This is a genomic window from Frankia sp. CeRuru1, assembly GCF_977966315.1.
The window spans coordinates 1-26,334 of sequence record NZ_CDWWEW010000027.1 but is presented as its reverse complement, the minus strand read 5'-3'; the positions used below and the strand labels follow the sequence as shown (position 1 = coordinate 26,334).

At 69.7% G+C, this 26,334-nt stretch carries 30 protein-coding genes; 6 read left to right on the top strand and 24 right to left on the bottom strand.

All coding sequences use genetic code 11. The features are described from left to right. From AC08OP_RS03865 to AC08OP_RS03845, 5 genes are all read right to left on the bottom strand, one after another. Nucleotides 1-368 (bottom strand): YkvA family protein (locus AC08OP_RS03865; protein WP_476612927.1); only part of this gene is annotated, 368 nt, incomplete at its 3' end. Between the two features lie 104 nt (nt 369-472). After that, on the bottom strand, nt 473-2,320 hold the full coding sequence (locus AC08OP_RS03860; RefSeq protein WP_476612926.1) for a 3-hydroxyacyl-CoA dehydrogenase family protein: 1,848 nt from the start codon (nt 2,318-2,320) through the stop codon (nt 473-475). A 242-nt stretch (nt 2,321-2,562) separates the two neighbouring features. Continuing rightward, nucleotides 2,563-3,225, bottom strand: coding sequence for an endonuclease NucS (nucS, locus tag AC08OP_RS03855; protein WP_462186814.1), 663 nt, complete (start codon nt 3,223-3,225; stop codon nt 2,563-2,565). A gap of 221 nt (nt 3,226-3,446) precedes the next feature. Next, on the bottom strand, nt 3,447-4,091 hold the full coding sequence (locus AC08OP_RS03850; RefSeq protein WP_476599375.1) for a hypothetical protein: 645 nt from the start codon (nt 4,089-4,091) through the stop codon (nt 3,447-3,449). Nucleotides 4,092-4,331: 240 nt separating this feature from the next. Beyond that, nucleotides 4,332-4,697 carry an STAS domain-containing protein gene (locus AC08OP_RS03845; RefSeq protein ID WP_476591854.1) on the bottom strand — a complete coding sequence of 122 codons (366 nt, stop codon included), beginning with the start codon at nt 4,695-4,697 and terminating at the stop codon, nt 4,332-4,334. Nucleotides 4,698-5,013: 316 nt separating this feature from the next. Here AC08OP_RS03845 and AC08OP_RS03840 point away from each other — a divergent pair, with 316 nt between their 5' ends. Next, on the top strand, nt 5,014-5,400 hold the full coding sequence (locus AC08OP_RS03840; RefSeq protein ID WP_476612925.1) for a hypothetical protein: 387 nt from the start codon (nt 5,014-5,016) through the stop codon (nt 5,398-5,400). A gap of 79 nt (nt 5,401-5,479) precedes the next feature. On the opposite strand, the gene murA is transcribed toward AC08OP_RS03840, so the two are convergent. Together murA and AC08OP_RS03830 are read right to left on the bottom strand one after the other, a co-directional pair. Continuing rightward, a complete protein-coding gene (gene murA / locus AC08OP_RS03835) occupies nt 5,480-6,739 on the bottom strand; it encodes a UDP-N-acetylglucosamine 1-carboxyvinyltransferase (RefSeq protein ID WP_476612924.1) in 1,260 nt (419 codons plus the stop codon). Nucleotides 6,740-6,833: 94 nt separating this feature from the next. Beyond that, complete coding sequence (locus AC08OP_RS03830) at nt 6,834-7,268, bottom strand: NUDIX hydrolase (RefSeq protein WP_476612923.1); 435 nt, start codon at nt 7,266-7,268, stop codon at nt 6,834-6,836. Between the two features lie 35 nt (nt 7,269-7,303). Here AC08OP_RS03830 and AC08OP_RS03825 point away from each other — a divergent pair, with 35 nt between their 5' ends. Genes AC08OP_RS03825 through AC08OP_RS03805 form a run of 5 tightly spaced genes read left to right on the top strand, consistent with a single transcriptional unit; the run spans nt 7,304 to nt 10,402 of the window. Further along, complete coding sequence (locus AC08OP_RS03825; RefSeq protein ID WP_476612922.1) at nt 7,304-8,290, top strand: hypothetical protein; 987 nt, start codon at nt 7,304-7,306, stop codon at nt 8,288-8,290. Between the two features lie 36 nt (nt 8,291-8,326). Next, complete coding sequence (locus AC08OP_RS03820) at nt 8,327-9,151, top strand: protein phosphatase 2C domain-containing protein (protein ID WP_476612921.1); 825 nt, start codon at nt 8,327-8,329, stop codon at nt 9,149-9,151. Between the two features lie 42 nt (nt 9,152-9,193). Further along, complete coding sequence (locus AC08OP_RS03815) at nt 9,194-9,766, top strand: cob(I)yrinic acid a,c-diamide adenosyltransferase (protein WP_476612920.1); 573 nt, start codon at nt 9,194-9,196, stop codon at nt 9,764-9,766. A 58-nt stretch (nt 9,767-9,824) separates the two neighbouring features. Then, entirely contained in the window at nt 9,825-10,064 is a 240-nt protein-coding gene (locus AC08OP_RS03810) for a hypothetical protein (RefSeq protein WP_462202706.1), read from the top strand. Further along, nucleotides 10,061-10,402: a type II toxin-antitoxin system PemK/MazF family toxin gene (locus AC08OP_RS03805; RefSeq protein WP_476612919.1), complete on the top strand. Its 342-nt coding sequence runs from the start codon at nt 10,061-10,063 to the stop codon at nt 10,400-10,402. Before AC08OP_RS03810 ends, AC08OP_RS03805 begins: the two co-directional genes overlap by 4 nt. A 113-nt stretch (nt 10,403-10,515) precedes the next feature. Here AC08OP_RS03805 and AC08OP_RS03800 read toward each other — a convergent pair whose 3' ends face one another. The 17 genes from AC08OP_RS03800 to rho all read right to left on the bottom strand — a co-directional run. Further along, nucleotides 10,516-10,773 carry a F0F1 ATP synthase subunit epsilon gene (locus AC08OP_RS03800; RefSeq protein ID WP_011438082.1) on the bottom strand — a complete coding sequence of 86 codons (258 nt, stop codon included), beginning with the start codon at nt 10,771-10,773 and terminating at the stop codon, nt 10,516-10,518. Beyond that, the gene (gene atpD / locus AC08OP_RS03795) at nt 10,773-12,212 is read right to left on the bottom strand and encodes a F0F1 ATP synthase subunit beta (RefSeq protein WP_476612918.1); all 1,440 of its coding nucleotides are present in this window, start codon (nt 12,210-12,212) and stop codon (nt 10,773-10,775) included. The genes AC08OP_RS03800 and atpD overlap by 1 nt, the downstream gene beginning before the upstream one ends. A gap of 252 nt (nt 12,213-12,464) precedes the next feature. Further along, nucleotides 12,465-13,361 (bottom strand): F0F1 ATP synthase subunit gamma, encoded by an 897-nt coding sequence (locus AC08OP_RS03790; protein ID WP_476591847.1) that lies wholly within the window; start codon nt 13,359-13,361, stop codon nt 12,465-12,467. 3 nt (nt 13,362-13,364) lie between these two features. After that, complete coding sequence (gene atpA / locus AC08OP_RS03785; protein WP_476612917.1) at nt 13,365-15,023, bottom strand: F0F1 ATP synthase subunit alpha; 1,659 nt, start codon at nt 15,021-15,023, stop codon at nt 13,365-13,367. A 53-nt stretch (nt 15,024-15,076) separates the two neighbouring features. Continuing rightward, nucleotides 15,077-15,919: a F0F1 ATP synthase subunit delta gene (locus tag AC08OP_RS03780; protein WP_476612916.1), complete on the bottom strand. Its 843-nt coding sequence runs from the start codon at nt 15,917-15,919 to the stop codon at nt 15,077-15,079. Nucleotides 15,920-15,921: 2 nt separating this feature from the next. After that, nucleotides 15,922-16,500, bottom strand: coding sequence for a F0F1 ATP synthase subunit B (locus AC08OP_RS03775; protein ID WP_462186549.1), 579 nt, complete (start codon nt 16,498-16,500; stop codon nt 15,922-15,924). Between the two features lie 19 nt (nt 16,501-16,519). Beyond that, nucleotides 16,520-16,768 carry an ATP synthase subunit c family protein gene (locus AC08OP_RS03770; RefSeq protein ID WP_462186548.1) on the bottom strand — a complete coding sequence of 83 codons (249 nt, stop codon included), beginning with the start codon at nt 16,766-16,768 and terminating at the stop codon, nt 16,520-16,522. A 72-nt stretch (nt 16,769-16,840) separates the two neighbouring features. Further along, entirely contained in the window at nt 16,841-17,746 is a 906-nt protein-coding gene (gene atpB / locus AC08OP_RS03765; protein ID WP_476612915.1) for a F0F1 ATP synthase subunit A, read from the bottom strand. A gap of 358 nt (nt 17,747-18,104) precedes the next feature. Next, the gene (locus AC08OP_RS03760) at nt 18,105-18,407 is read right to left on the bottom strand and encodes an AtpZ/AtpI family protein (RefSeq protein ID WP_476612914.1); all 303 of its coding nucleotides are present in this window, start codon (nt 18,405-18,407) and stop codon (nt 18,105-18,107) included. A 4-nt stretch (nt 18,408-18,411) separates the two neighbouring features. Beyond that, a complete protein-coding gene (locus tag AC08OP_RS03755; protein ID WP_476612913.1) occupies nt 18,412-18,894 on the bottom strand; it encodes a hypothetical protein in 483 nt (160 codons plus the stop codon). Continuing rightward, the gene (locus AC08OP_RS03750; protein WP_476612912.1) at nt 18,891-20,000 is read right to left on the bottom strand and encodes an MraY family glycosyltransferase; all 1,110 of its coding nucleotides are present in this window, start codon (nt 19,998-20,000) and stop codon (nt 18,891-18,893) included. Before AC08OP_RS03750 ends, AC08OP_RS03755 begins: the two co-directional genes overlap by 4 nt. A 127-nt stretch (nt 20,001-20,127) precedes the next feature. After that, entirely contained in the window at nt 20,128-21,384 is a 1,257-nt protein-coding gene (locus AC08OP_RS03745; RefSeq protein ID WP_462202700.1) for a serine hydroxymethyltransferase, read from the bottom strand. Nucleotides 21,385-21,672: 288 nt separating this feature from the next. Beyond that, nucleotides 21,673-22,323, bottom strand: a complete 651-nt coding sequence (locus AC08OP_RS03740; RefSeq protein WP_476612911.1) for an L-threonylcarbamoyladenylate synthase — start codon at nt 22,321-22,323, stop codon at nt 21,673-21,675. A gap of 34 nt (nt 22,324-22,357) precedes the next feature. Beyond that, nucleotides 22,358-23,368 (bottom strand): peptide chain release factor N(5)-glutamine methyltransferase, encoded by a 1,011-nt coding sequence (prmC, locus tag AC08OP_RS03735; protein WP_476612910.1) that lies wholly within the window; start codon nt 23,366-23,368, stop codon nt 22,358-22,360. Further along, nucleotides 23,365-24,438: a peptide chain release factor 1 gene (prfA, locus tag AC08OP_RS03730; protein WP_462186542.1), complete on the bottom strand. Its 1,074-nt coding sequence runs from the start codon at nt 24,436-24,438 to the stop codon at nt 23,365-23,367. The genes prmC and prfA overlap by 4 nt, the downstream gene beginning before the upstream one ends. Nucleotides 24,439-24,566: 128 nt before the next feature. Continuing rightward, nucleotides 24,567-24,803 carry a 50S ribosomal protein L31 gene (gene rpmE, locus AC08OP_RS03725; protein WP_476591837.1) on the bottom strand — a complete coding sequence of 79 codons (237 nt, stop codon included), beginning with the start codon at nt 24,801-24,803 and terminating at the stop codon, nt 24,567-24,569. Between the two features lie 261 nt (nt 24,804-25,064). Beyond that, on the bottom strand, nt 25,065-26,334 hold a 1,270-nt coding region (gene rho, locus AC08OP_RS03720; RefSeq protein ID WP_476612909.1), incomplete at its 5' end, for a transcription termination factor Rho.

The following is a 26,334-nucleotide window of genomic DNA, read 5'->3' as shown; positions in this document are numbered from 1 at the left end:
AGCTTGGCCTTGCGCACGGCCCCCGCCGGACTCGCCAGGGCGGACGACGCACTGATGAGCAGCTGGAAGCCGCGATCGCTGCCACGCCAGTGCTCACGCAGGATCGGCTCCCCGGCTCCGACAGCCAGCCGCCGGAAGGCGAACGCGATGACCGCGACGTCGTCGAGCTGACCCACCACCGGAATCGCGTTGGTCAGCCGGTTCTTCGGCGACACGAGGTACGCGAGCGCCGCGGCGGCCTCCACCTTCGCGGACTGCGGGACCCGCGGATCGGCGACGACCCGCCGCAGCAGCTGGACCAGATCGGGAAGGAACATCGTGACCTCCCGACCGAACGCTCGCATGGCGTCCCTGTCGAGCACGACCATCGCCGCTCCAGCCTCCTCCCGCGCGAATCGGGATTTCCCGCCGACCGTCGACATCTTAGTCCGCGTGGACAGAAGCGATCTTGTGCTCAGCGCGGCGGGTGGGCTCAGCGCGGCGGGTGGTCGAGGAACCCCCGGCCGGTCTTGCGTCCCAGGAACCCGGCCCGAACCAGCTGTTCGAGCAGGGGTGCCGGGGCGTAGCCGGGCTCGCGGAACTGCGCGTACAACGAGCGCGTGATCGCGAGCGTGACGTCGAGGCCGACCACGTCGGCGAGCGCGAAGGGGCCCAGCGGATGGCCGCAACCGACCGTCATCGCCGTGTCGACGTCCTCGATCGTCGCGTAGTGCGCCTGGAGCATCTTCACCGCGTCGTTGAGATAGGGGAACAGCAGCGCGTTGACGATGAACCCCGCCCGGTCGGCGCAGAGCACCGGATGCCGCCCGGCCGCTCGGGACAGCGCCAGGACCGTGGCTGTCACGTCGTCGCCGGTGAGCACCGTGGGCACCACCTCGATCAGCTTCATCGCCGGGGCCGGGTTGAACCAGTGCATACCGATGACGTCCTGCGGCCGGCTGGTGGCCGTGGCGCATTCGATGACCGGCAACGAGGACGTGGTAGTCGCCAGCACGGCGCCGGGCGCCGCGATCTTGTCCAGGTCGGCGAACAGCTCCCGCTTCACCGCCAAGTCCTCCACCACCGCCTCGAGCAGCAGGTCGCAGCGGCCGAGCTCACCCAGATCGGTCGTGCCGCGCACCCGAGCCAGGGCCGCCAGCCGGTCGGCGTCGGACAGCCGCCCCCTGGCCACCGACGCCGACAACGACGACTCGATCTTCACGAGGGTGGCGGCGAGGGTGCGCTCGCTCCGGGCCCGCAGGAGGACGTCGTGCCCGGACCGGGCCAGCACCTCCGCGATGCCGCCCGCCATCGTGCCGCTCCCCACGACGCCGACCGAGCGCACCGGGCGGCCCCGCCTCGGGCGGTCGGCGAGCGGATCGACCGCGTCGACCACCTCGGAGGAGTCCGGTGCCGCGTAGGTGTAGAAACCACGACCGGTCTTGCGGCCCAGCAGGCCCGCGCGCACGAGCTGGCTCAGCAGCGGTGCCGGAGCGTGCAGGTGGTCACGGGACTGCTGGTACATCGAGTTGAGGATCTCGTGGGCGGCGTCCAGACCGATCAGATCGAGCAGGGCGAGCGGGCCCATCGGATGCCCGCACCCGAGCCGCATGGCCGCGTCGATGTCCTCCCGGGCCGCGTACCGGGCCTCGAGCATGCGCACGGCGTTGTTGAGATACCCGAACAGCAGCGCATTGACGATGAAGCCCGCCCGGTCCTCCGCGACGACCGCGGTCTTCCCCACGTCGTTGACCAGGCCGATGACCCCGGCCAGCACGGTCGGGTCGGTGACGACCGTGCGCACGACCTCCACCAGGCGCATCACCGGCGCCGGATTGAACCAGTGGGTGCCGAGCACCCGTTCCGGGCGGGCGGTGCCCGCCGCGAGTTCCGTCACCGACAGGGAGCTGGTGTTCGTCAGGAAGACGGTGGTCGGGGGGCAGATCTCGTCGAGTCGGGCGAAAAGCGCCTGTTTGGCGCTCATCCGCTCGTCGATCGCCTCGATCACCAGCTCGCAGTCGGCGACCGCCGCGAGCTCGGTGCCGAGACGCAGGCGGGCCAGTACGGCCTCCCTGGTCGCGTCGTCGATCTTGCCGTGGCGGCCCGCGCGGTCGAGGGAGTGCTCGACCCGGGCCCTGCTGCGGGCGAGCGCGTCGGCGTCACGCGCGATGCCGACGACCTCCAGACCGGCCTTCGCCAGCACCTCGGCGATGCCCGCGCCCATGGTGCCGAGCCCCACCACCCCGACCCGGCGGTGTCTCACAGCGTCGTCCCGGCTGTTCTCCGGCTTTTTCTCCGGGTTCGCGGCCGGCCCGGTTCCCGATGCGGGCCTCTCAATCATGCCCAGGCTCCTCTACTTCGGCACATCTACTTCGGCACACGGGCCCCAGGCGACAGGTAGGCGTCGCGGGCCGGGCGGTGTCAGACGGCGAACGCCGCGATCCTCCCATATTCTCGAGACGCCGGCCCATGATCGCACTGCGGGAACGGACCGGCCGCCGGCCGGGGACGCCGGCCGGGCTGCCGGGCTGGCGGGCGGCCGTTGCAGGTTCGGCGGACCGGGCGGGTTCGGCGGAAGCGCTTTCAGAAAAGCGTCGGAATGGACGGTTCGAGGCCCCGCAGCTCGTCATAGTCGACGATGGCGCAGCCCAGCCCCCGGTCGGCCGCTAGCAGCCGCGCCTGCGGGGTGATGGACTGCGCCGCGAGAATGCCGCGCACGGGATGCGGCAACGCCGGGTCGGCCTCCAGGCGGACAAGGTACCGGGTCAGCTGCTCCACCCCGTCGATCTCACCCCTGCGTTTGATCTCGACGGCGACCGTTGAGCCGTCCGCGCCGCGGCACAGCAGGTCGACCGGCCCGATGCCGGTCTCGTACTCGCGGCGCACCAGGGTGAGTCCGGGCGCGATCGCGTCGGGCCGGTCGGCGAGCAGCACCTGCAGATGCGCCTCCACCCCGTCCTTGCGCAGACCGGGGTCGACGCCGAGGTCGTGCGTGGAATCGTGCAGCACCTGTTCGAGGGTGATGACGAGCTGCTCGGCCGCGCGGTTGGTGACCCGCCAGACCCCGTCCGCCTCGGCGATGACGCACGGGGGGCTCATCCAGTTGAGCGGCTTGTACGCCCGCCCGTCGGCATGGATCGAGACGGATCCGTCCGCCTTGACGAGTACCAACCGGACGGCGCTCGGCAGATGTGCGGTGAGCCGACCGACGTAGTCCACGCTGCAGCGAGCGATGACGAGCCGCATGACGTCACGCTATCGCGGCCGTTTCCGGCGCCCGGCGGCGGTGGGACCGCCGCGCACCCGGCGATCGCCTGACGATCGCCTGACGATCAGAGGTACGGACCGTCCGCCTCACTGTGACCGGGCCGCGCGGCGTCAATCCTGGTCGAGGGCACAGAGCGACCGTACGACGTCGAGGGTGCCCCGGACTGTCGAGGGTGCCCCGGAGACCATGGCGGTGCAGGTCACCCGGTGCAGGGCGGCGGGGAGACCTTCCACAGGGTGATCAGAGCGCGCGGAAGCACGTCACAGGCCCGCGGGCCGTTGCGGACAATCGTCCAGGGCCCAGCGCCGGTCCGCCGCCACACGTGCGGGTCGACCGGCGGCGTGGCCGGCCCCTGGACCTCGATGCGACCAATCGCCCAGTACTCGTCGTGCGCCGCGTCAACGCCCTCGACGGCGCCGAAGTACATCCCGTTCACGATCGTCACCTGCCGGGCGGAGATGGTGGAAGCGCCCCCGGCCGCCTTGATGGAGTCGGCGACCGTCCACGACAGCGCGAGCCGCAGGGCATCCGGATCAGGCTCGTCGAGGACCCGCATCTGATGGGCCGTGCCTGGTCGGCGCGCACCCTCCCACGGGGCGGTCCGCAACGCGGGGGTCAGCTCCGGGGCGGGCGAGGTGGCGGTCTGAGGCGCATGCACGGTGGCGGACTGCCGGTCCGCGGTCACGTAGCCGATGGCCACGCCGAGCAGGACCGCGACCACGAACGCCACCGGGACCAGGACCGACCGGTACTCGCGCACCCCGGCCAGCCCGGCCAGCCCGGCGGATCGCGCACTCCGATCGCCAACGGCATTCACCCGCGCGGGCACCTCCACGTCCTGCACGCCTCCGTCCGGCATCACACCCTGCCAAGAGCCGGGCCCGTCACCCGAAAGCAGTACCCGATCAGCAGGTACCCGGCAAGCATGCCGCATCGCGTGTCCGCCCGGCGCACGGGCGCGCCTGAGATGACGGTGCGCAGCCACCCTGGTTCGTTCCGCTCCGGGTGCCGTCCCAATCGGGACGGAGCCCTTCCTGACGAGCCTGGCGGGCGGTCGAACGGATGAGCCGCCCGGGCAGCCCGCTCAGGCGTGGCCGACGTGGACCAGGTCGGCGGCCTCCTCGAACCGCAGCAACCCACCCAGCCGGTCCGCCACGAGCAGGCGTTCAAGCGAGCTCGGCACATCGACCAGCACCATCGAACGGCCCGCGGCACGGGCTCGGCGAGCGCCGCCGAGCAGCACCCCCAGCGCGGCATGATCGCCGAGTTCCAGGCCCGCGACGTCGACGCGCAGCGGCCCGCTCCCATTGTCGATCGCCGCGTGCAGCAGGGAGCGTAGTGTCCCCACCGTCCGCACATCCACCCGGCCAACCACGCGGGCCGTCTGCGCGCAGCCGGCCCGCGTGTCCCCGGAGCACTCCAGACTCACCACGTTCACGCCGATGTTCATGTGATCTCCCGTCCCGGCCGTCCGACGCCCCCTCTGTCGTGACGCCGTTGCTACCAGCTATCCGCGCCGATCGCGGGTAGCACTCAGGTGCGGCTCGCCCAGGGCGGACCGCGACATACCCCCTCGTCTTCATCGGACTGTCGCCGTTCGGCCACAGGGAGGTCGGGCCGGTTACCTCGATGGTGGCAGCAGTCGGCGGGCGATGTTTCCTCTGTCGGATTCCGTGGAGGTGTCGAGGCCCGAATCCATGTCCGCCGCGAGGATGTCTGGGACGATGCAAGGTGGCGTCGAAGAGCGGCACGATCGGAGGTGCGGGATGACCGGAACGGCCGGGGCGTTTCTCCTCGAGCCACTGATCGCGCTGCTGGCCGTCGGCCTGCTGATGGCGATCGGGCGCTGGGCTCATGCTCCGGCACGGCCGCGGCCGGCCGGTTCCGTCCCCGGCCACGACTTCGGTCTGCTCGTCCCGGTGGTCACCGTGGACACCCCCGCCGAGATCACTCGGCTCCGCGCGGCGCTGTGGGCGCGGGGTATCCGCTCGACCTGGGCCACGGCACCGGCCGGTCCGATCCGCATCGACGCCGCCGGGAATATCATCGCCCGGCCGCGGGACCGCCGCCACGTACTCGTGTTCGGCACGGACGCGAACCGAGCCGCCCGTGCCCTCGTGAACCTGCTCGGCTCGCGCCAGTCGCCCACCTGACCCCGCCGGCCGGGCCGGCGGATCACGAGGCCGGTGGGATCAGGCCGACGCCAGCGGGATCAGGCCGAGACTGGTGAAATCAGGCTACAGCGCGGTCGGAGACCCGGCGGATGTTGGCGCCGAGGTCCGTCATGTTCTCGACAAACCGGGCGTATCCCCGGTCGATGTGGTGGACGTCGCCTACCTCGGTGACGCCGTCCGCAACCAGGCCGGCGAGCACGAGACCCGCGCCGGCCCGCACGTCGGAGGCCGTCACCCGGGTGCCGGACAGCCGCGCGGTCGGCCGGACGATGACGTGGTGGCCGTCCGTACGCAGGTCGGCGCCGAGTTTGTGCAGCTCGCGGCAGAAGACGAACCGGCTGTCGAAGACGTTCTCGGTGATCAGGGAGGTACCCCGGCTGACCGACTCCAACGCGATGATCTGCGGCAGCAGATCGGTCGGAAAGCCGGGGTACGGCAGCGTCACCACGTCGATCGACCGGGGTCGTCCCCGTCCGACGACCCGGAATCCGTCGTCCCGGACGTCGACCTCGGCACCGGCCTGCACCAACTTCTCCAGGACGATGCCGAGATGAGCGGCCTGACCGTGCCGGATCAGCACGTCGCCGCCGGTCATCAGGGCGCCGATGGCGTACGTGCCGGCAACGATGCGGTCCGGCACCGTCCGGTGTTCCACCGGGGTGAGGTGGTCGACCCCGTCGATGATCAGTGTCGACGATCCCGCGCCGTCGATGCGCCCGCCCATCGCCGTCAGCATCGCGCACAGGTCGGCGATCTCGGGTTCCTGGGCGGCATTGTCGATCACCGTCGTCCCCTTGGCGAGAACCCCGGCCATCAACAGGTTCTCGGTGGCGCCCACGCTGGGGAAGTCGAGCCAGATCGAGGCTCCCTGCAGCCGGCCGGAGCAGCGCGCGACGAGGACTCCGGACTCGACGTCGACCAGCGCACCGAGTTTGGTCAGGCCGTTGACATGAATGTCGAGCGCGCGCGATCCGATCGCGTCTCCACCGGGCAGGGCGACCCGCGCCTCCCCACGGCGGGCGACCAGCGGACCGAGCACCGCCACCGACGCCCTGATCTGCCGCACCAGTTCACCATCGGCCGCGATGCCCGGAGCCTGGGGAACCTCAATGCTCAGCCGCCCGCCGGCGGCGTCCCGCTCGACGGTCGCACCGAGCCCCGCCAGTACCTTGGACATCACCGACACGTCCAAGATGTCGGGAACGGCGGACAGCATCGTCCGGCCCGCGGCCAGCAGGCTCGCGGCCATCAGCTTCAACACCGAGTTCTTCGCGCCCGGGACGGCGACCTCGCCGGCCAGCCGGGTACCGCCTGTCACAACGAAGCGCTCCACGAACCTCGATGCTAGGTCCTGGCCTGAAGATCTTCACCGCCACCCGCCGGACCGACCGGCGCAACCCTGCGCGATCGCCTCATTCCGCTGCGTCGGACGGGAGGACTGACACCCCGTCGTGGGTGCGGATAAACGGCTCGAGCCGTCCAGCCACCGCGTCGGCCACCCGGATCGCGAAAGCCGGCACGAACCGCATACGGACCTCGTCGATCGACAACCAGCCGACCTCCGTCGCCTCCGCGGTGTCGGAAGCGATGACGCTGGTCGGATGGTGGCAGGGAAACACCATGGCAACCACGCCTAGGGGCATGTTGAGGTACACCCCGGTCAGGCGGACGGGTTCGACGACCGCACCCGTCTCCTCCTCGACCTCACGGCGCAGCCCGGCGTGCAGGGTCTCGCCGCGCTCGAGCACCCCACCCGGGATCTGCCAGGCGTCGGTGTCCCGGCGGCGGATGCACAGAATCAACCCGTTTTCGTTGAGTGTCACTCCGGCTACGCTCACCGAATGCATGTGCGAAACGTACCAATTGCCACGCGGAAGTCCAGGTGAACGGCGGCCTTTCTCAGCGGCTGGCGGAACTGCCCCCAGAGACCGACCCGGGGTTCGGCTCGGCCGCGCGGGCGTTGTTGATCGGGCCCGACGCGACCGACGAGGCCCGCACCGCGGCAGTCGAGAACCCCAATCTAGCGGAGCAGACGCGCTTCAACGCGTTCTACTGCCCGCAGGCTCGGGCCTGGCGCCGAAAGGACCATCGCCGCCATCGGGCCAACACCGATCGATACCAGGCCTGGTTCGGTCGGCATCCGATGTTCTTCTTCATGCAGGCCGAGTATTATGCCTCGCTCGACGGCGATCCGGCGAATCTCGACGCGGCGCTCACGTTCGCGCTCGAGGCGGTGGACCGGCTCGGCGGCGTGCCTGGCGTGCTGCATCTCGCCGCCGAAATTATCGCGGACCGCCACGAACGGGACCCCGACAACGATCCACGCCTACTGCTCGACGCTGAGCGGCACGTCCGGCAGGCCATCGCGCTCAGCGACGGGCATTATGCGCGCTATCATGCCACCCACGCGCGCATCGCGACCCTGCGAGGGGCGTTCGCGTCCGTGCGGGCCAGCATCGCCCGCGCGATCGAAGACGAGGACAGTACGGGCGCCGAATACGCGCTTCGCATCGGCGACTACCAGCTCATCCGGTCCAGGATCCAATACGCGCAGGAGGGTGAGCGGCTGGGCGCACGCCAAGAGGAGGCTTCCCGCGAGCTGCAGCAGATCCGGAGTCAGGTCCTGGAGATCATGGGGTTACTCGCGGCAGTGATCGCCTTCATCACCACCGCCGCGAACATCGCCGCGGGGCAGCCGGCCCGACCGGCCGCCGGCCTTCTCACGCTCGCTGGCGGCGTGACGTTGCTCGTCTTCTGGGGCTTTCACGTCCTGCTCGTGGGGACCGAACCGGCCCGGCGTCGGGTCGTCACGGCGGTCGTCGGGATGATACTCGTGGTGGCGGGGTTTCTCATGACGGAGTTCTCATGACCACAGAGCTCTCATGACCACGGTGGGGGCCGACGGGTGCGTGTACTGCAGTCCATCAGCCGGTCGGACAAGCTCCACAACGAGGACGCCGCCGGTTCCCGCGCCGATGGCCTGTGGGTGATCGACGGAGCGACGCCGCTGTACGACGATCCGACGATCAGCGGCCGGTCCTCGGCGGCCTGGCTGAGCGGCGCGGCCGACGCCTTCCTCGCCACGGTCCCCTGGCGGGATAGATCCCTGCCCGAGGTGGCGCGGGAGCTGATCGCACACGTCCGCGCCGAGGGACGGCGCCTGGGGCTCGCCGCGGGTCGGTTCCCGACCGCCACGATCGCCCTCGCCCGGCAACGGGGCCCGCTACTCGACCTGTACCTCCTCGGGGACAGCCCGGTTCTGCTCCGTTATCCCGGCGGGGAGGTGGTCGGTTTCACCGATCCCCAGTTCGATCGGGTCGAAGAGGCGCTGCTCGAACCGGTCCGCGCCGAGCTGGAACGCGGCATCGATGTCACGCAGGCCTACGGACGGGCACACACGATGACCCGCGAACACCGCCGGCAGCGCAACACCGCGGCCGGGTCCTGGATCCTCGGTGACGTCACCGCTGCCGCCGACCACGCGTTCGTCACCACCATGCCGGTGGAACCCGGCACGGAGCTGGTGGCGCTGTCCGACGGCTACGCCCGGGCCGTCCGTCCCTTCAGCCTGGTCGCCGACGACGCGGCCCTTGTCGACGTGCTCGCCCGCGGCGAACAGGCCATACTGTTGGAACGGCTGCGGGCGGCGGAACGGGCCGATCCGGACTGCTCGCGGTTCCCCCGGTTCGGGATGAGCGACGACGCGACCGCGCTCTACGCCCGGATCTGACAACCCGGGCCGCGCGGTCAACGACTGCCTAGAGTGGTCCCCATGGCAGTGCACCTGACTCGGATCTACACCCGCACCGGGGATGACGGTACGACGGCGCTGGGCGACATGTCGCGGGTGGCGAAGACCGATCCGCGGCTGGCTGCCTATGCCGACGTAGATGAGGCGAACGCCGCGATCGGCGTGGCACTCGCCCTCGGCGGGCTTCCCGACGAGCTGCGGGCGGTGCTCGGCCAGATCCAGAACGACCTCTTCGACGTCGGCGCGGATCTGTGCACCCCGGTCGACCCGGCGCCGGCCTACCCACCCCTGCGGATCACCGAGGCCTACGTGGAACGGCTCGAGGAGGCGTGCGACCGTTTCAACGCCGGCCTGCCGAAGCTGGCCTCCTTCATTCTTCCGGGAGGGACTCCCGGGGCGGCGCTGCTGCATGTCGCCCGCACGGTCGCCCGCCGGGCGGAACGGTCCATCTGGGCCCTCCTCGAGGCCGAGCCGGACCGCACCGGCCCGCTGCCGGCCCGCTATCTCAACCGACTGTCGGATCTGCTGTTCATCCTCGCCCGGGTGGCGAACCCTGAGGGGGACGTGCTCTGGCGCCCCGGGGCGCACGCCTGAGACCCGCTCAATACCCGAGGGTCGACAAGTCAGTCAACCAAATTGTAGACTGGCGATCATGAGTACCACGGTGCGCGTGAGTGACAGGACGCGGCAACGGGTCGCGGCCATGGCCGCGACCACCGGCCAGCAGATGCAGACGATCATCGACGAGGCCGTCGAGGCCTACGAGCGCGAGCTGTTCTGGCGCGGCTTCGAGGAGGGGTACGACCGCCTCGCGGCCGACCCGCTCGCCTGGGACGAGCTCGGTGCCGAGCGCTCCGCCGAGGCGGGGGCGCTGCGGGACGGCCTGGAGTGATCTCACCTCGCCGCGGCGAGGTATGGCTGGTCGACTTCGGTGAGCCGATCGGCCACGAGCAGGGGTTGTGTCGTCCGGCGGTGGTCGTGTCCGCCGACCGGCTCAACCGCAGCCGGGCCGGGCTGTCCATCGTCGTACCCGTCACCAGGACCCGCCGCGGGCTGCCCTCCCACGTCGAGCTCGCGCCCGGCGGCACCGGTCTGCGCGAGACAAGCTACGCAAAGGTCGAGGACGTGAAATCGGTGTCCCAGCAGCGCTTCGGTCGCCGGCTCGGCGTCGTGGGTCCCGATCATCTGCTGCGGATGACCGAGGCCCTGCAGTTTCTGTTAGGTAGGTAGAGCCTGTTAGGTAGGTAGAGCCTGTTGGGTGGGTAGAGCCTGTCGCGGACCTGTGACGTGACGCGAAAGGCGCGTCCCCCGATGCGGGGAACGCGCCCTTGGCCGCAGGAAACTCAGGTCAGCTTCGCGGTCTCGGCAAGGATGCTGACACCCTGGTGTGTCACCGAGATGAAGCCGCCGTCCACCGAGGCCGAGATCTCCCGGCCACCGGTCTTGACCCGGACCGTCCCGCCCGGCGCCAGCAGACCCAGCAGCGGCACATGGCCGGGCAGCACGCCGAGATCACCGTCGGTGGTCCGGGCGACGACCATGTCGGCGTCGCCGGACCACACCTCCTGCTCGGGCGAGACAATCGCCACCCGGATCGGCATTACAGGTTCTCCGCGTTCTTCTCCGCGTCCTCGATGCCACCGCACATGAAGAACGCCTGCTCCGGCAGGTGGTCGAAGTCGCCCTGGGTGAGCCGCTTGAACGAGTCGATCGTCTCGTCGAGCGGGACGAACTTGCCGGGGATGCCGGTGAACTGCTCGGCCACGAAGAACGGCTGCGACAGGAACCGCTGGATCCGCCGCGCCCGGTTGACGAGGATCTTGTCCTCTTCGGAGAGCTCATCGATACCGAGGATGGCGATGATGTCCTGCAGGTCCTTGTATCGCTGCAGAATCCGCTGCACCTCACGGGCCGTGTCGTAGTGCTCCTGCCCGAGATAGCGCGCGTCCAGGATCCGGGAGTTGGAGTCGAGCGGGCTCACCGCCGGGTAGATACCCAGGTCGGAGATGGCCCGGTCGAGCACGGTGGTGGCGTCGAGGTGGGTGAACGTCGTCGCCGGCGCCGGGTCGGTCAGGTCGTCCGCGGGCACGTAGATGGCCTGCAGCGAAGTGATCGAGTGGCCCCGGGTGGAGGTGATGCGCTCCTGGAGCACACCCATCTCGTCGGCCAGCGTCGGCTGGTAACCGACGGCGCTGGGCATCCGGCCGAGCAGCGTGGAGACCTCGGATCCGGCCTGGGTGAACCGGAAGATGTTGTCGATGAACAGCAGCACGTCCTGCTTCTGGACGTCCCGGAAGTACTCGGCCATCGTGAGCGCGCCGAGCGCGACCCGCAGCCGGGTACCCGGCGGCTCGTCCATCTGGCCGAACACCAGCGCGGTGTCCTCGATGACGCCGGCCTCGGTCATCTCCAGGAACAGGTCGTTGCCCTCACGGGTGCGCTCGCCGACCCCAGCGAACACCGAGACGCCACCGAACTCCTTGGCGACCCGACGGATCATCTCCTGGATGATGACGGTCTTGCCGACGCCGGCACCGCCGAACAGGCCGATCTTCCCACCGCGCACGTACGGCGCGAGCAGGTCGATGACCTTGATGCCGGTGGTGAACATCTCGGTCTTCGACTCGAGCTGGTCGAACGCCGGCGCCGGCCGGTGGATCGGCCAGCGCGTCTCGGCCTCGATCTGCTTCACGTCGAGCGGCGTGCCGAGCACGTTGAACACGTGGCCCTTGGTGGCGTCGCCGACCGGGACCGAGATCGGCGCGCCGGTGTCGCGGACGGGCGCGCCCCGGACGAGACCGTCGGTCTGCTGCATGGAGATGGCCCGCACGGTGTTGTCACCGATGTGCTGGGCGACCTCGAGCGTCAGCGTCAGCGTTTCGTCGCCGATGGTCCGGTCGACCTGGAGTGCCTGATAGATCTCGGGAAGCTCGTCGGGAGCGAACTCCACGTCGACGACCGGTCCGATGACTCGGGCGACCCGGCCGATCCCCGGGGTCCGGCCCTCCGCCGTGGCTGGCGAGCTGGTGGTGACGGTCATGGCGTCCTCAGTTTCCCATCAATGCCCGTCGCCGCAGCCTCGGGCTCGCGTTCGCTGGCACCTGGGGCGGAGCGGTTCGCGTCGTGCGCGCTCCGCCTTCGGCGTCGTCCTTCTGCGTTCTGTTGTCGATGTCCGCATCGGTTCCGCTCGGTGTCACCCATTGTGGTCACCCATTGTGTCCGGCGGCGTGAAGACGGGAACGGCGATGACATCGCTCGACATCGCTCCCGCTCCTCGCGCCGCCCGCCCACGTCAGGCTCCCGAGGCCAGGGCGTTGGCGCCACCGACGATCTCGGAGATCTCCTGGGTGATGGCGTCCTGCCGGGCCCGGTTGGCCTGCCGGGTGTATCTCTTGATGAGATCCTCGGCGTTATCCGTGGCTGACTTCATGGCCCGCTGCCGCGCCGCCGACTCCGACGCCGCCGACTCGAGCAGCGCCGCGTAGAGCCGGCTTTCCACATAGCGGGGCAGCAACGCGTCAAGCACCCCCTCGGCGGAGGGCTCGAACTCGTACTGGGGCAGCGGGCCGCCGCGCGGCGGTTCGTCGGTCTCGGTGAGCACCATCGGCAGCAGCCGGCGGGCGACCGGCGTCTGGGTGATGGCGCTGACATACTCCGTGTGGACGACGTGGATCTCGTCCACTCCGCCGTTCTCGCTCGTGTCGATGAAGGCCGCGATGAGCGCGTCCGCGACCGACTTGGCGTCCGCGTACGACGGCTGCTCGGAGAAGCCGGTGTACTCGCCGCTCATCGCACGACCTCGGAAGCGGTAGTAGCCCGTCCCCTTGCGGCCGACGACGTGCAGGTCGGTCTCCTTGCCCTCCGAACGCAGCAGCTCGACGAGTTCGCCGGTGCGCCGCAGCGCGTTCGAGCTGTACCCGCCGGCCAGCCCCCGGTCGCTGGTGATCACCACGACCGCGGCCCGGGTCGCCCCGGGCCGCTCGGTGGTGAGCGGGTGGTCGATCGTGGTCTGCGCCGCGACCGCCTCGATCACCCTGGTGATCTCCTCGGCGTAGGGGCGGGCGGCGGCGACCCGCGCCCGCGCCTTGGCGATGCGGGAAGCCGCGATCAGCTCCATCGCTCGGGTGATCTTCTTCGTCGACTGCACCGACCGGATGCGCCGCCGGTACTCACGAAGCTGGCCCGCCATGGGTCAGCCCTCGTCGTCTTTGTGCACCGCGGGTCGGTGCACCGGGATCGACTCCTGCCGCACCAGCCCCGGGTCGAGCGGGCCCGGCACCGGCTCGTTGACCAGCGGCTGGCCATCGGACAACGTGAACTGGTTCTTGAACTCCGCGATGGCCGGCTCCAGCACGGCGATCGTGTCGTCGCTGAGCTTGCCGGTGGTCACGATCGCGTCGTACACCTGCGGGTAGGACCGGCCGACGAAGTCGAGGAACTCCGACTCGAAGCGACGGATGTCCGCCACCGGCACGTCGTCGAGCTTGCCGGTGGTCCCGGCCCAGATCGACACGACCTGGCGCTCGACCGGGAAAGGCTGGCCCTGCGGCTGCTTGAGCAGCTCGACCAGGCGGGCGCCGCGGGCGAGCTGGTCCCGCGAAGCCTTGTCCAGGTCGGAGCCGAAGGCCGAGAACGCCTCGAGCTCGCGGTACTGGGCAAGGTCCAGCCGCAAGCGGCCGGCGACCGACTTCATCGCCTTGACCTGCGCGCTGCCGCCGACCCGGGATACCGAGGTGCCGACGTTGATGGCCGGGCGGACACCCTGGTTGAACAGGTCGGACTCCAGGAAGATCTGCCCGTCGGTGATCGAGATGACGTTCGTCGGGATGTAGGCCGAGATGTCGTTGGCTTTCGTCTCGATGATCGGCAGTCCGGTCAGCGACCCGCCACCGAGCTCGTCGGAGAGCTTGGCACAGCGCTCCAGCAGCCGGGAGTGCAGGTAGAACACGTCACCCGGGTAGGCCTCCCGGCCCGGCGGGCGGCGCAGCAGCAGCGAGATCGCCCGGTATGCCTCCGCCTGCTTGGACAGGTCGTCGAAGACGATGAGCGCGTGCTGGCCGTTGTACATCCAGTGCTGGGCGATCGCCGAGCCGGTGTAGGGCGCGATGTACTTGAAGCCCGCCGGCTCGTCGGCCGGCGCCGCCACAATCGTGGTGTAGGCCAGCGCGCCGGCCTCCTCGAGGGTGTTCACCACCTCGCGGATCGTCGACTTCTTCTGGCCGACGGCCACGTAGACGCACTTGACCTGCTTCGATGGGTCGCCAGAGGCCCAGTTGTCCCGCTGGTTGATGATCGTGTCGATGGCCACCGTCGTCTTGCCGGTCTGCCGGTCACCGATGATCAGCTGACGCTGACCGCGACCGATGGCCGTCATCGCGTCGATCGCCTTGATGCCGGTCTGCAGGGGCTCCTTCACCGGCTGGCGCTGGACGACCGTCGGCGCCTGCAGTTCCAGCACCCGGGAGCCCTCGGCCACGATCTCCCCGAGGCCGTCGATCGGCCGCCCGAGCGGGTCGACGACCCGGCCGAGGAAGCCGTCACCGACGGGGGCGGAGAGGATCTCGCCGGTGCGGCGGACTTCCTGCCCCTCCTCGATGTGCTCGGAGTCACCCAGGAGGACGGTTCCGATCTCACCGACCTCGAGGTTCAGCGCGAGCCCCAGAACGCCGCCGTGGAACTCCAGCAGCTCGTTGGTCATCGTGTGCGGAAGACCCTCGACCCGGGCGATGCCGTCACCGGTGACGACGACCCTGCCGACCTCCTCCCGCTCACCGGAGGTGGCCTGGAAGGAGTCGACGTACTCCCGGAGGGCGTCGCGAATCTCCTCCGGCCGAATGGACAGCTCAGTCATCGCTTTGTCCTTCATGGCTGGCATGGATCTGGTCGGGACTGGTCACGGCGCTCCTACCGAAGCAGGCCGCGCCGGGCGGTGGTGAGCCGGCGGAGAACGCTGCCGTCCACCACCTCGTCGCCGACCCGCACGACGACACCGCCGAGAACAGTTGGGTCAAGATCGGTCTGCAGCTGGATCTGCCGGCCGAAGTAGCCGCTGATCGCGTCGCGCAGGCGCTCAACCTGGCCGGCGTCCAACGGGATCGCGGTACGCACGACGGCCACCACCCGACCGCGCCGGGCAGCCGCGATGCGGCTGTAGTGCTCCAGCCGACCCGCGACGTCGCCCTGCGCCCGGTCGGCCACCGCCTGCTGAACCAGCTGGACAGTGACCGGGTGCACCCGCCCAACCAACAGCCGGTTCACCAACACGGCCTTCGCCGAGGCCGGCGCCGCCGGGTCGGTCAGCGCCAGCGCGAGCTGTGGGTTCTGGTCCAGGATACGGCCGAAGCGGAAAAGCTCGTCCTCCACCTCGTCGAGCGCACTGGTGACGTCAGCCTGAGCGAGTAGCGCCTCGACACTGAGCTCCTCCAGGGCCTGACGCAGGTCCCCCGGCCGCGACCAGCGGCTCTGCACCACGCTGTCGACCACTTTCAGGGTGAGCTCGCTGACCTGGCCGGCCAGCAGCCGGCGGGCGAGCCCGACCCGCGACGGCCCCGGGGCCCCCGGGTCGGTCAGTGCCCGGCGCACCGTCGCTTCCCGCCCGATCAGGGCGGCGACCGCACGCAGTTCCTCGGCGATCCGGTCGGCGTCGGGAACCCGCGCGGCCCGTCGCGGGCCGCCCACCGGGATGGCCGTCACCTGGTCGAGAACGGCACGGGCCACTGCCAACGAGCGTCGGCTGGCGCCCTCCACCGTCAGCCTCCCAGCCCGGACGCGGTGCTGGCCGGCCGCGGCCCGGCCTCCAGACCCGCGATGAAGTCGTCGACGAGCTGACGCTGCCGGGCGTCGTTCTGCAGCTCATGCCCGACTATCTTGGTGGCGAGCTCGACCGCGAGCGTGCCGACCTCGCGCCGGACCTGGGCGACGACCTGCGACCGCTCGGCCGCCAGCGACGCCTCGGCCCGATCGCGCAACTCCGCGACCTCCCGCTGGGCGTCGGTCCGTAGTTCGTCGATGATTACCCGCGCCTGGGCGTGCGCATCCTCCCGGATACGGGCCGCCTCGGCACGCGCCTCGGCGAGCTGGGCACGGTACTGCTCGAACAACGCCTGCGCCTCACGCTGGGCCTGCTCGGCCCGACGCAGTCCGCCCTCTACGCGTTCGGTCCGATCGGCGTAGGTCTTGCGGATCTGCGGATAGATCTTCCAGAAGAAGAATCCAACCAGGACACCGAAGGCCAGCAGCCCGACGATCAGTTCAGACAACGGCGGCACGAGGACGTTTTCCTCGTGCGTGCCCACTTCCTCGGCGGCGAGGATGACAGAGGAGTACACCTGATATCCCTGTGCCGGATCAGGTGAACACGAAGGGGACGACGAAGCCGATCAGAGCCAAGGCCTCGACCAGCGCGAACCCGATAAGCATGTACCGGAAAGCAACCTGCTCCGCCTCGGGCTGGCGGGCGATCGCCTGGATGCCGAGTCCGAAGATGATGCCGACGCCGATACCGGGACCGAGAGTGGCGATGCCGTAGGCGACCGTCCCGATGTTGCCGCTGATGGCGTCTTCAGCGGCCAGCAACGTGGACGCGGTAAGAGACATCGTGAAATCCGTCCTTCTAAAGTCGGTGCACCGGGACCGTCTCCGCGGTGCGGGTACGTCGAGAGGAAGATGTCAGGCCCGTGCCACCGCCGGTTGCGCCGGCGTGGCAAACGAAGTCGTCTCCGAGCTCGGTTCGTGCCCGTGGACCGGTGGATGGTCCGTGGCGTGGTCACCGCCACCGTGCGACGAGATAGCACCGCCGATGTAGGCGGCCGTCAGGATGGTGAAGATGTACGCCTGCAAAAGGTCGATCACCAGTTCGAAGCCGGTCAGGACGACGAACATCAGCCCGGAGAAGATGCCGAAGATGAACTGCGGCTTCGGTAGCAGGTAGTCGGCCCCGAGCGCGAACACCAGCAGCAGCATGTGGCCGGCGAACATGTTGGCGAAGAGCCGGATGGCGAGAGTGGCCGGCCGCACGACGAGGGTCGAGAAGAACTCGATCGGCGCCAAGATCAGTTTGACACCGAAAGGCGCGTCCGGTGCTGGTACAAGCATGTCCTTGAAATACGCTCCGGCCCCGTGCTCGCGGATTCCGACCACATTGAAAATGGCCCAGCTGATCAGAGCCAAAATCATCGGCAGAGCAATACGCGAGGTCGTCGGGAACTGGGCCACGGGGATGATGGCCATGACGTTCGAGACCAGGATGAAGCAGAAGAGGATCATCAGGTACGGCGAGAAGACCCGGCCGCGCTCCCCGATGACGTCTCGGGAGATCTGCTGGTCGACGAAGTCGTAGATGGACTCGCAGAAATTCTGGAGCCCCCGCGGGACCAGCGCGGCCCGACGGAATCCAAGCCAGAGGAAAAGGCCCACAAAGATCGCGACGAACAGGGTGAGCGCCGACCACTTGTTGAAGTAGAGGTCACCGATCTCAAACCAGTTCTTCGGCCTGAAAACCTCGGAAGTCGGCCCGTGGAAGCCGTCGTCGGCCGCCGCGAACACCGAACCGCTCGGCACTTCCGACACCTCCATGATCATTCAACAACGTCAAAGTTCGCAATCACCTACGACCAGGTCGGCCTCACCCTATACGGGTGAGGCCCCTCCGGGTAGAGGAGCGAAAGCCAGGCGGCCACCGCCTGCATCCCGATCCCTACCCTCCACCCACGAGGCCCCGTCAGGGCCCGTCCCATGCGGAAGCGAAAGGGGACAACCAGCGGCGAGCGGCACCCAGGGCGCCTGCCCGACACCGCCGATGCTATCCGCCTGGACGCCGCGAGGCATCAATTACACACGAGAGATCTTCGACAAACTGTCGAAGATCACCGTCCGTAAATTTGATGGCAATTTTGTTACTTAGAGTGACTTGACGTCCGTCTACACACCGTCATCAACGGGCACCGAAGCGATAAATGACCAGGTAGAGTGCTCCCGCAATTCCGACAATCAGTCCAATAGGGAAAAAAAGGACTTGAAACCCCAATAGCCGATCAAGGCCAAAACCGGCCAGTCCCCAGAAGCCGGCTCCCGCCACAAGCGTGCCCACGATGCCCCAGGCCTCGCCGGCGGGCGGCGCAAGTGCGCGGCCCAGGTTGCGACCCGGGCCCTCGGGCACCCGCGAGCCGTCACCGCCGGTCCCGGTCGAGCTCTCCCCCGACCGGTCGTCGGCGCTCTGGTCGGGCGTGGAACCCACCTCGTCACCGCCCCTCGAGCGGCGCCGGCCCGGCCGCCGGCCCCTGCGGCACGTCCGGGTCGGCCTCGGCGCTCGGCACCGTGGCCGGAATCCCCGGTTCGTAGAACGGCACCCGCAGCCGGGCCGCCGACCACACTTCGGCGCCGACCCAGCACAGCGTGCCCGCCACGATTGACCAGGCGAACGACGGCAGATTCACGGCGGTGGTGCCCTCCAGGGCCACCAGGACGACACCCAAGGTCACGACCTTCACCGCGTAGACGCCCAGCGCGACCGGCAGCAGCGCCGTCGTGCCGATCCGCCGGCCGATCGCCACCAGTGCCACCTTGCCCGCCGCGAAGAAGGTGCTGACCAGGCCAACTCCCAGGGCCGCGCCGAGGAAACCCGCCCCGCCCCGCGCCGCCCCGGCGATCACGAGCGTCGGCACGGCCAGCGCGAGCATGGTCCACAGCCCGGCGCGCAACGTCGGCGCCGCGGCGCCGGTCACGCCCGCCGCCCCGTACGCTGGGTGCCGAGGAGCAGGGCTACCAGGGCCGCGAGGCCCACTCCGACGGTGGCAACCAAGATCGGCAACGGGGAGTCGGAGAACGACGCGGCGACACCTCCGAACCCGACCAGAGCCGCCCAGAAGTACATGAAGAGAACCGCCCTCACGTGCGAATTACCGATTTCCAGCATGCGGTGGTGGAGATGCATCTTGTCCGCCGCGAACGGCGAGCGCCCCGCCCTCGTCCGCCGGACGACCGCGAGCCCGAGGTCGAGGAACGGAACGGCGAGCACGGCCAGGGGTATCGCCAACGGGATCAGCGACGGGTACGACCGTGAGGGTCCAACGTAACCCCCGTAGGCCACCTGACCGGTCACGGAGATCATCGATGCGGCCGACAGCAGGCCGATGAGCATCGAGCCCGAGTCCCCCATGAACAGCCGGGCCGGATTGAAATTGTGCGGCAGGAACCCGATGCAGACCCCGGCGGTCACGGCGGCCAGGAGCGCCGCCGGGGAGGCCCGGTAGAAGCCGTTGATCACTGCGATCTGATAGGCGAAGTAGAAGGTCGCGCCGGCGGCGATCGCCGCGACACCCGCCGCGAGGCCGTCCAGGCCGTCGATGAAGTTCATCGCGTTGATAAGCACGACCGCGGCGAGGATGGACAGCGGGACCGCGGTCTCCGGTCCCAGGCTCAGCGTCGTCTCGCTGTCCCGATCGATCGCGAACGTCCATTGGACACCAAGGAGCACCATGATGCCGGCCGTGGCGACCTGCCCGGCCAGTTTGGTCAGGGAGTCCAGTTCCCATCGGTCGTCGGCGACGCCGAGCAAGCAGATCAAGGTGCCGGCGACGAGCACCGCCCGGATCTCCGACCAGTCCTGGGAGACCACCGACAGGAACGGCAGGCGGTCCGCCACCCCGAACCCGGCGTAGAGCCCGGCAAGCATGGCCAGGCCCCCCAGCCGGGGCGTCGGGGTGGAGTGGACGTCGCGGGCACGTACCCCGGCGACGGCACCGATACGCATGGCGAAGACGCGTGCCACCGGCGTGGCGAGAAAGGTCACCGCCGCCGAGACCACGAAGACGAGCAGGTACTCGCGCACCGTCGGGCATCTCCCGCCTGCCGGACCCGGATCCGGCTACTGCCGCCTGCTCACGCCTGCTGCCGCCTACTACCGCCTGCTCACGCGGCTGTGCGGAACCTCTTGATCCCCTACCGCGGATCGGCCCCTACCGCGGATAGGCCGGGTGCCGGGCGACAAGCGCGGACACCGCCGCCGCCACGTCGGCGGCGGTGTCCGGCTCACGCACCGCGTGGGCGATCAGCCCCGCGATCTCCTTCATCTCCCCCTCGCCCATCCCCTGGGTGGTGACCACCGGGGTTCCTACCCGGATGCCGGAGGAGATCGCGGGCGGCTGCGGGTCATAGGGAATGGCGTTCTTGTTCAGGGTGATGCCGGCCGCGTCGCAACGCGCCTCAGCTTCCTTGCCACTGACCCCGAGTTCCCGCAGGTCGAGCAGGGCGAGATGGGTGTCGGTGCCACCGGCGACGGGCCGGATGCCCTCGGCAGCGAGCCCGTCGGCGAGCCGCTGCGCGTTGGCCACCACCTGGCGAGCGTACTGCGCATAAGCGGGCGAGGCCGCCTCCCGCAACGCGACGGCCTTCGCCGCGACCGCGTGCATCAGCGGGCCACCCTGGCTGAACGGAAACACGGCCTTGTCGATGCGGGAGGCCAACTCCTCGCGCGCGAGGATCATGCCCCCCCGCGGGCCGCGCAACACCTTGTGGGTGGTGAAGCTGACGACGTCGGCGTAGGGAACGGGGCTCGGGATCGCGCCCCCGGCGACCAGACCGATGAAGTGCGCCGCGTCCACCATCAGCCACGAACCAACCTCGTCGGCGATCGAGCGGAACGCGGCGAAGTCGATCAGACGTGGGTAGGCCGTCGCCCCACAGATGATCATCTTGGGCCGGTGCTGGCGGGCGAGCTCCCGCACCTGGTCGTAGTCGATCAGCTCGGTGTCCTCCCGCACGCCGTAGGCCACCACGTTGAACCACTTACCGGAGAAGCTCACTTTGCTGCCGTGGGTGAGGTGACCGCCATGCGGCAACGACATCGCCAGGACTGTGTCACCGGGCGTGAGTAGCGCCGCATACACCGCGAAGTTCGCCGACGAGCCCGAATGCGGTTGCAGGTTGGCGTGCTCCGCGCCGAAGAGCTGCTTCGCCCGGGCGATGCCGATCTCCTCGGCCCGGTCGACCACCTGGCAACCGCCGTAGTAACGCCGACCCGGATACCCTTCGGCGTACTTGTTCGACAACGTCGAACCCAGCGCCGCCAGCACCGCCGGGGACGTGAAGTTCTCGCTCGCGATGAGTTGCAGGCCGCCGCGCAGCCGGTCCAGCTCATCGAGGACCACCTCCGCGATCTCCGGATCCGTCGCGCTCAGCTGGTCGAAGTCCGGGCCCCAGAACGGGGTGCTCATGACGTTCCTAACCTCCTGCGCTAGAACGGCGACCGCGCTGGAACGGCAACCGTGCCACAACCGGCAACCGATGACCGGTGCCGCCGCGCGGGCGGCCCGGTCACCCCATGCTCCTCTGGCCCGGGAACACCATCCACCCGGATCTACCCGAAGCCACCCGCTGTGACCATCGCCCCCGCGACCCGGTTCAGGATCGTACGGGACTCTCCCGCCGGGACGATCAGCGGCGTCAGACCCACCCCACGCCGGCCCGTCCGGACCGTCCGGGCCCGGCTCCAGTTCACGGGCTCACCGGTTCACGGGCTCCCGGACCAGCGGCAACACTGCACGCAGCGCGGTGAGATCAATCGCACCGCTGCGCAGTACAACGGGCACCTCCTCGGTGCAGTCGACGATGGTCGAGGGGACGGCGGCCGGGCACGGTCCCCCGTCGAGATAGACACCCGCGGCACCGCCGAGCTGGTGCAGCGCCTCGTCGATCGTCGTCGCCGGAGGCTGGCCGCTGATGTTCGCGCTGGAGACGGCCATCGGCCCGGTCCGACCCAGCAGCTCGATCGCCACCGGGTGCAGCGGCATGCGCACCGCCACCGTGCCCCGGCCCTCCCCGAGATCCCAGCGCAGCGACGGGGTGTGCCGGACTACCAGCGTCAGCCCGCCCGGCCAGAATGCGGTGATCAGCTCCCGGACCTGGGGAGTCATCCGCTCGATCAGCCCGTCGAGGGTGCGCCAGGAGCCGACCAGGACCGGGACCGGCATGTTCCGGCCACGTCCCTTTGCCGCCAGCAGCAAGGCCACCGCGTCCCGGTCAAAGGCATCGGCGCCCAGCCCGTAGAGCGTGTCGGTGGGGAGCACAACCAGCCCACCCCGGGCGACGGTGCTGACCGCCGCGTCGAGACCGCGGGCCCGCTCCCGTTCGTCGGAGCAGTCGAAACGTTCCATTGCCCGTCCTCTTCTCAAGGATCAGGGTTCGTCCTCAGGATCGGGGCTCGCGGGACGCCCCGCGCTGGCCGGTGACGAACCGGTCCCGGCCGGCCAAGTCCCGATGATCCGCCACGTGCGACCAGCGGCCATCGGCGCGAAGCAGCTCGGGCGCCGACACCCCGTGGCCGTCGGCGTGTTCGATGACGAGTAGACCGCCTGGCCGCAGGAGCCGCGCCGCCACCCCGACAACCGTGCGCACCACGTCGAGCCCGTCGGGCCCTCCCCACAGGGCGCGGGCCGGATCATGCTCGCCCACCTCGGGCTCCACCGTGTGGCGGTCGGAGTCGGGGAGGTACGGCGGATTGCTGATGATCAGGTCGACCGTCCCGGCGAGTCGGGTGAGCGGCTCGGGCAGCGCCGCGGCGATGTCGGCTGCGTGCGCCGTCACGGGAAGACCGGTGTCGGCAATGTTGCGTCGCAGCCAGACCACCGCCGCCGGGTCGACCTCCACGGCGTGCACCCTCGCGCCGGGCAGCTCCGCCGCCAGGGACAGCGCGATCGCCCCCGAGCCCGCGCACAGATCGACGCACAACGGTCCCGGCTGCCGGGCCCCGGCGGGCCCGGTGAGCTCTGTGAGCGCCCATTCGACGACAGACTCCGTCTCAGGCCTCGGGATGAAGACCCCGGGGCCGACGGTGAGCTCGAGGTGGCGGAAGCCGGCGACACCGGTCAGGTGCTGCAGCGGCACCCGTTGCGCACGCCTGGCCACGAGCTCGTCCAGCCGCCGCGCCGCTGCCGCCGTGACGTCGTCGAGCAGTGCCAGCCGGCCGCGGGGCACCGCGAGCACGAAGGCGGCGAGCTGCTCGGCGTCGGCACGGGGGCTCGCCACCCCGGCCGCACGCAACCGGTCGGTCGCCGCCGCCAACCACGCGCCCAGCGGTGTCAGGTCGGCCGCGTGGCGCACCGGGCTCAGGGGATCCGCGGAGCCCGAATGCGGGGACGCGCCCCGGCCCGGCTGCTCCGTACCCCGAGAGCGCCCCTGCACGGCCGACGGGCCAGTCATGACGCCTGAGCCGCCAGCCGCGCGTCGAGGTCCGCGGCGGCCAGCGCGTCGAGGACCTCGTCGAGCTCCCCGTCGAGCACCTGGTCGAGGTTGTGTGCCTTGTAGCCGACCCGATGGTCGCTGATCCGGTTCTCGGCGAAGTTGTAGGTCCGGACCCGCTCCGACCGGTCCACCGTGCGGACCTGGCTGGCACGCGCCAGCGACGCCTCCGACTCGGCCTTCTCCCGGGCCGCCCCGAGCAGGCGGGCCCGCAGGATCCGCAGCGCGGACTCCTTGTTCTGTAGCTGGCTCTTCTCGTTCTGGCAGGAGACGACCACACCGGTCGGGATATGGGTGATCCGGACCGCGGAGTCCGTGGTGTTGACGCTCTGCCCACCGGGGCCGGACGAGCGGAACACGTCGATGCGCAGGTCGTTCGGGTCGATCTCGACATCAACCTCCTCGGCCTCCGGAAGCACCAGGACCCCGGCCGCCGAGGTGTGGATACGTCCGGCGGACTCGGTGACGGGCACCCGCTGGACGCGGTGCACCCCGCCCTCGAAGCGCAGCCGGCCGTAGACGCCGTCCCCTGGGCCCGCGGGTCCCCGGGCCTTCACCGCCACGCTGACATCACGATAACCGCCGAGGTCGGAGGGGTTGGCGTCGAGGATCTCGGTCTTCCAGCCGCGCCGTTCGGCATAGCGCAGGTACATCCGGAGCAGGTCTCCGGCGAACAGCGCCGATTCTTCGCCACCGGCGCCGGCCTTGACCTCGAGGATGGCGTCCCGGGCGTCGTCGGGGTCAATCGGGACGAGGTAGGCCCGCAGTCGGTCGTTGAGCCGGGCCAGCTCCCCGCCGAGATCATGGACCTCGTCCCGGAACGACGGGTCCAGCGCCGCGAGCTCGCGGGCGGCAGCGAGGTCCCCCTCCACCCGGTCGAGCTCGCGCGCAAGATCCACGACCGGGGCGAGCTGCGCGTAGCGACGGCTCAGGGCGCGCGCCTTCGCGGGGTCGTTGTGCACCGCCGGGTCGGCGAGCTGCCCCTCGATCTCGGCGTGCTCGGCGATCAGGCCGTCGAGCGGGGACGTCATCGTGGTTCCTTCGCACGTCATGGTCCTGGAACACGTCACAGTTCCGGGAGGGGGTCGGTGGGACGGGTACCGCCCGTCCCAGACGCAAACGGCGCCCGTCCGGAGTCCGAACGGGCGCCGCGGCCGAGCTACTTCGCGCCGCCGACCTTCTCGCCGGGGCGCCGCCGACCGAACCGGCGCTCGAACTTCTCGACCCGGCCGCCGACATCGAGGATCTTCTGCTTGCCGGTATAGAACGGGTGGCACTGCGAGCAGACCTCGGCGTTGACGACGCCGTTCTCCTTGGTGCTGCGGGTGGTGAAGGTGTTCCCGCAGGTACAGGTGACCGTCGTCTCGTGGTAGGTCGGGTGGACGTCAGACTTCATGATCCCTCTTTCGAAGTGGCCGCCGGGTCGTCGTCTCGCGTGGACGACGTGAACCGGAGCCGGTCTGCTGCCAGTCTGCCAGAGGCCGGGTGCACCGACCGCCAGCCGATGCCAGGGGTCCCCACACTGCGCCGAAGACGCCAACGGCTCCCCCCCAACAACCCCCCAGCAAGATCGCCGAAGGCGATCGCGCGGAAACCCCGAACGGCGCCCAACGCCAGGGGTCCCCACACTGCGCCGAAGGCGCCGTGTGGGGGAAGGCTAATCCTGAGGCGGTGCGGTCTTGGCGATCTGCATCAGGAACTCGTAGTTCGTCCTGGTCTGCTTGAGCCGGTCGAGCAGGAGCTCGAGGGCCTGCTGGGTCTCCCTGGTGTGGAGCACGCGACGCAGCTTGTGCATAATCGCGAGCTCGTCCGGGGCAAGCAGGATCTCCTCCTTGCGGGTACCGGAGGCGTCAACATCCACCGCGGGGAAGATCCGCTTATCGGCGATCTTGCGATCGAGTTTGAGCTCGGCGTTGCCGGTTCCCTTGAACTCCTCGAAGATCACAGTGTCCATCGTCGAACCGGTCTCCACTAGCGCCGTCGCAATGATCGTCAGAGACCCGCCGTTCTCGATGTTGCGGGCCGCGCCGAGGAACCGCTTCGGCGGGTAGAGCGCCGTCGAGTCGACACCACCGGACAGGATACGACCGGAGGCCGGGGCTGCCAGGTTGTAGGCACGGCCCAATCGGGTGATCGAGTCGAGCAGCACGACGACGTCGTGGCCCAGCTCGACCAGGCGCTTGGCCCGCTCGATGGACAGCTCGGCAACATTGGTGTGATCGGCCGGTGGACGGTCGAAGGTGGACGCGATGACCTCGCCCTTGACCGACCGCTGCATGTCGGTGACCTCCTCCGGCCGCTCATCGATGAGCACGACCATGAGGTGGACTTCCGGGTTGTTCGTCGTGATCGCGTTCGCGATGGACTGCAGCACCATCGTCTTACCCGCCTTGGGCGGGCTGACGATCAGGGCCCGCTGCCCCTTGCCGATCGGCATCACGAGGTCGATGACCCGCGTGGTCAGCATGTGGGGCTCGGTCTCCAGGCGCAGCCGCTCCTGGGGGTAGAGCGGAGTCAGCTTGGTGAACTCCGGCCGGCCGCGCGCCTCCTCGGGCTCCATCCCGTTGATGGTGTCGAGCCGGACCAGCGCGTTGTACTTGTCCCGGCGCTGCTCGCCCTCCTGCGGGGCGCGGACGACACCGGTGATGGCGTCACCGCGGCGCAGCCCATTGCGACGCACCTGGGCGAGGCTGACGTAGACGTCGGTCGGGCCGGTCAGGTACCCGCTGGTCCGCACGAAGGCGTAGTTGTCCAGAACGTCGAGAATGCCGGCGACGGGGACCAGGACGTCGTCCTCGCGCAGGACCGGCTCGTTCTCGCTCGGGCCGGCCTGCCCACCGCGACCGCGGTTACGACCGCGTTCCCGGAAGCGGCCCCGCCGGCCACGAGCGGCGAAGTCGTCCTCGCCTTGTCCCCCCTGCCCCCCC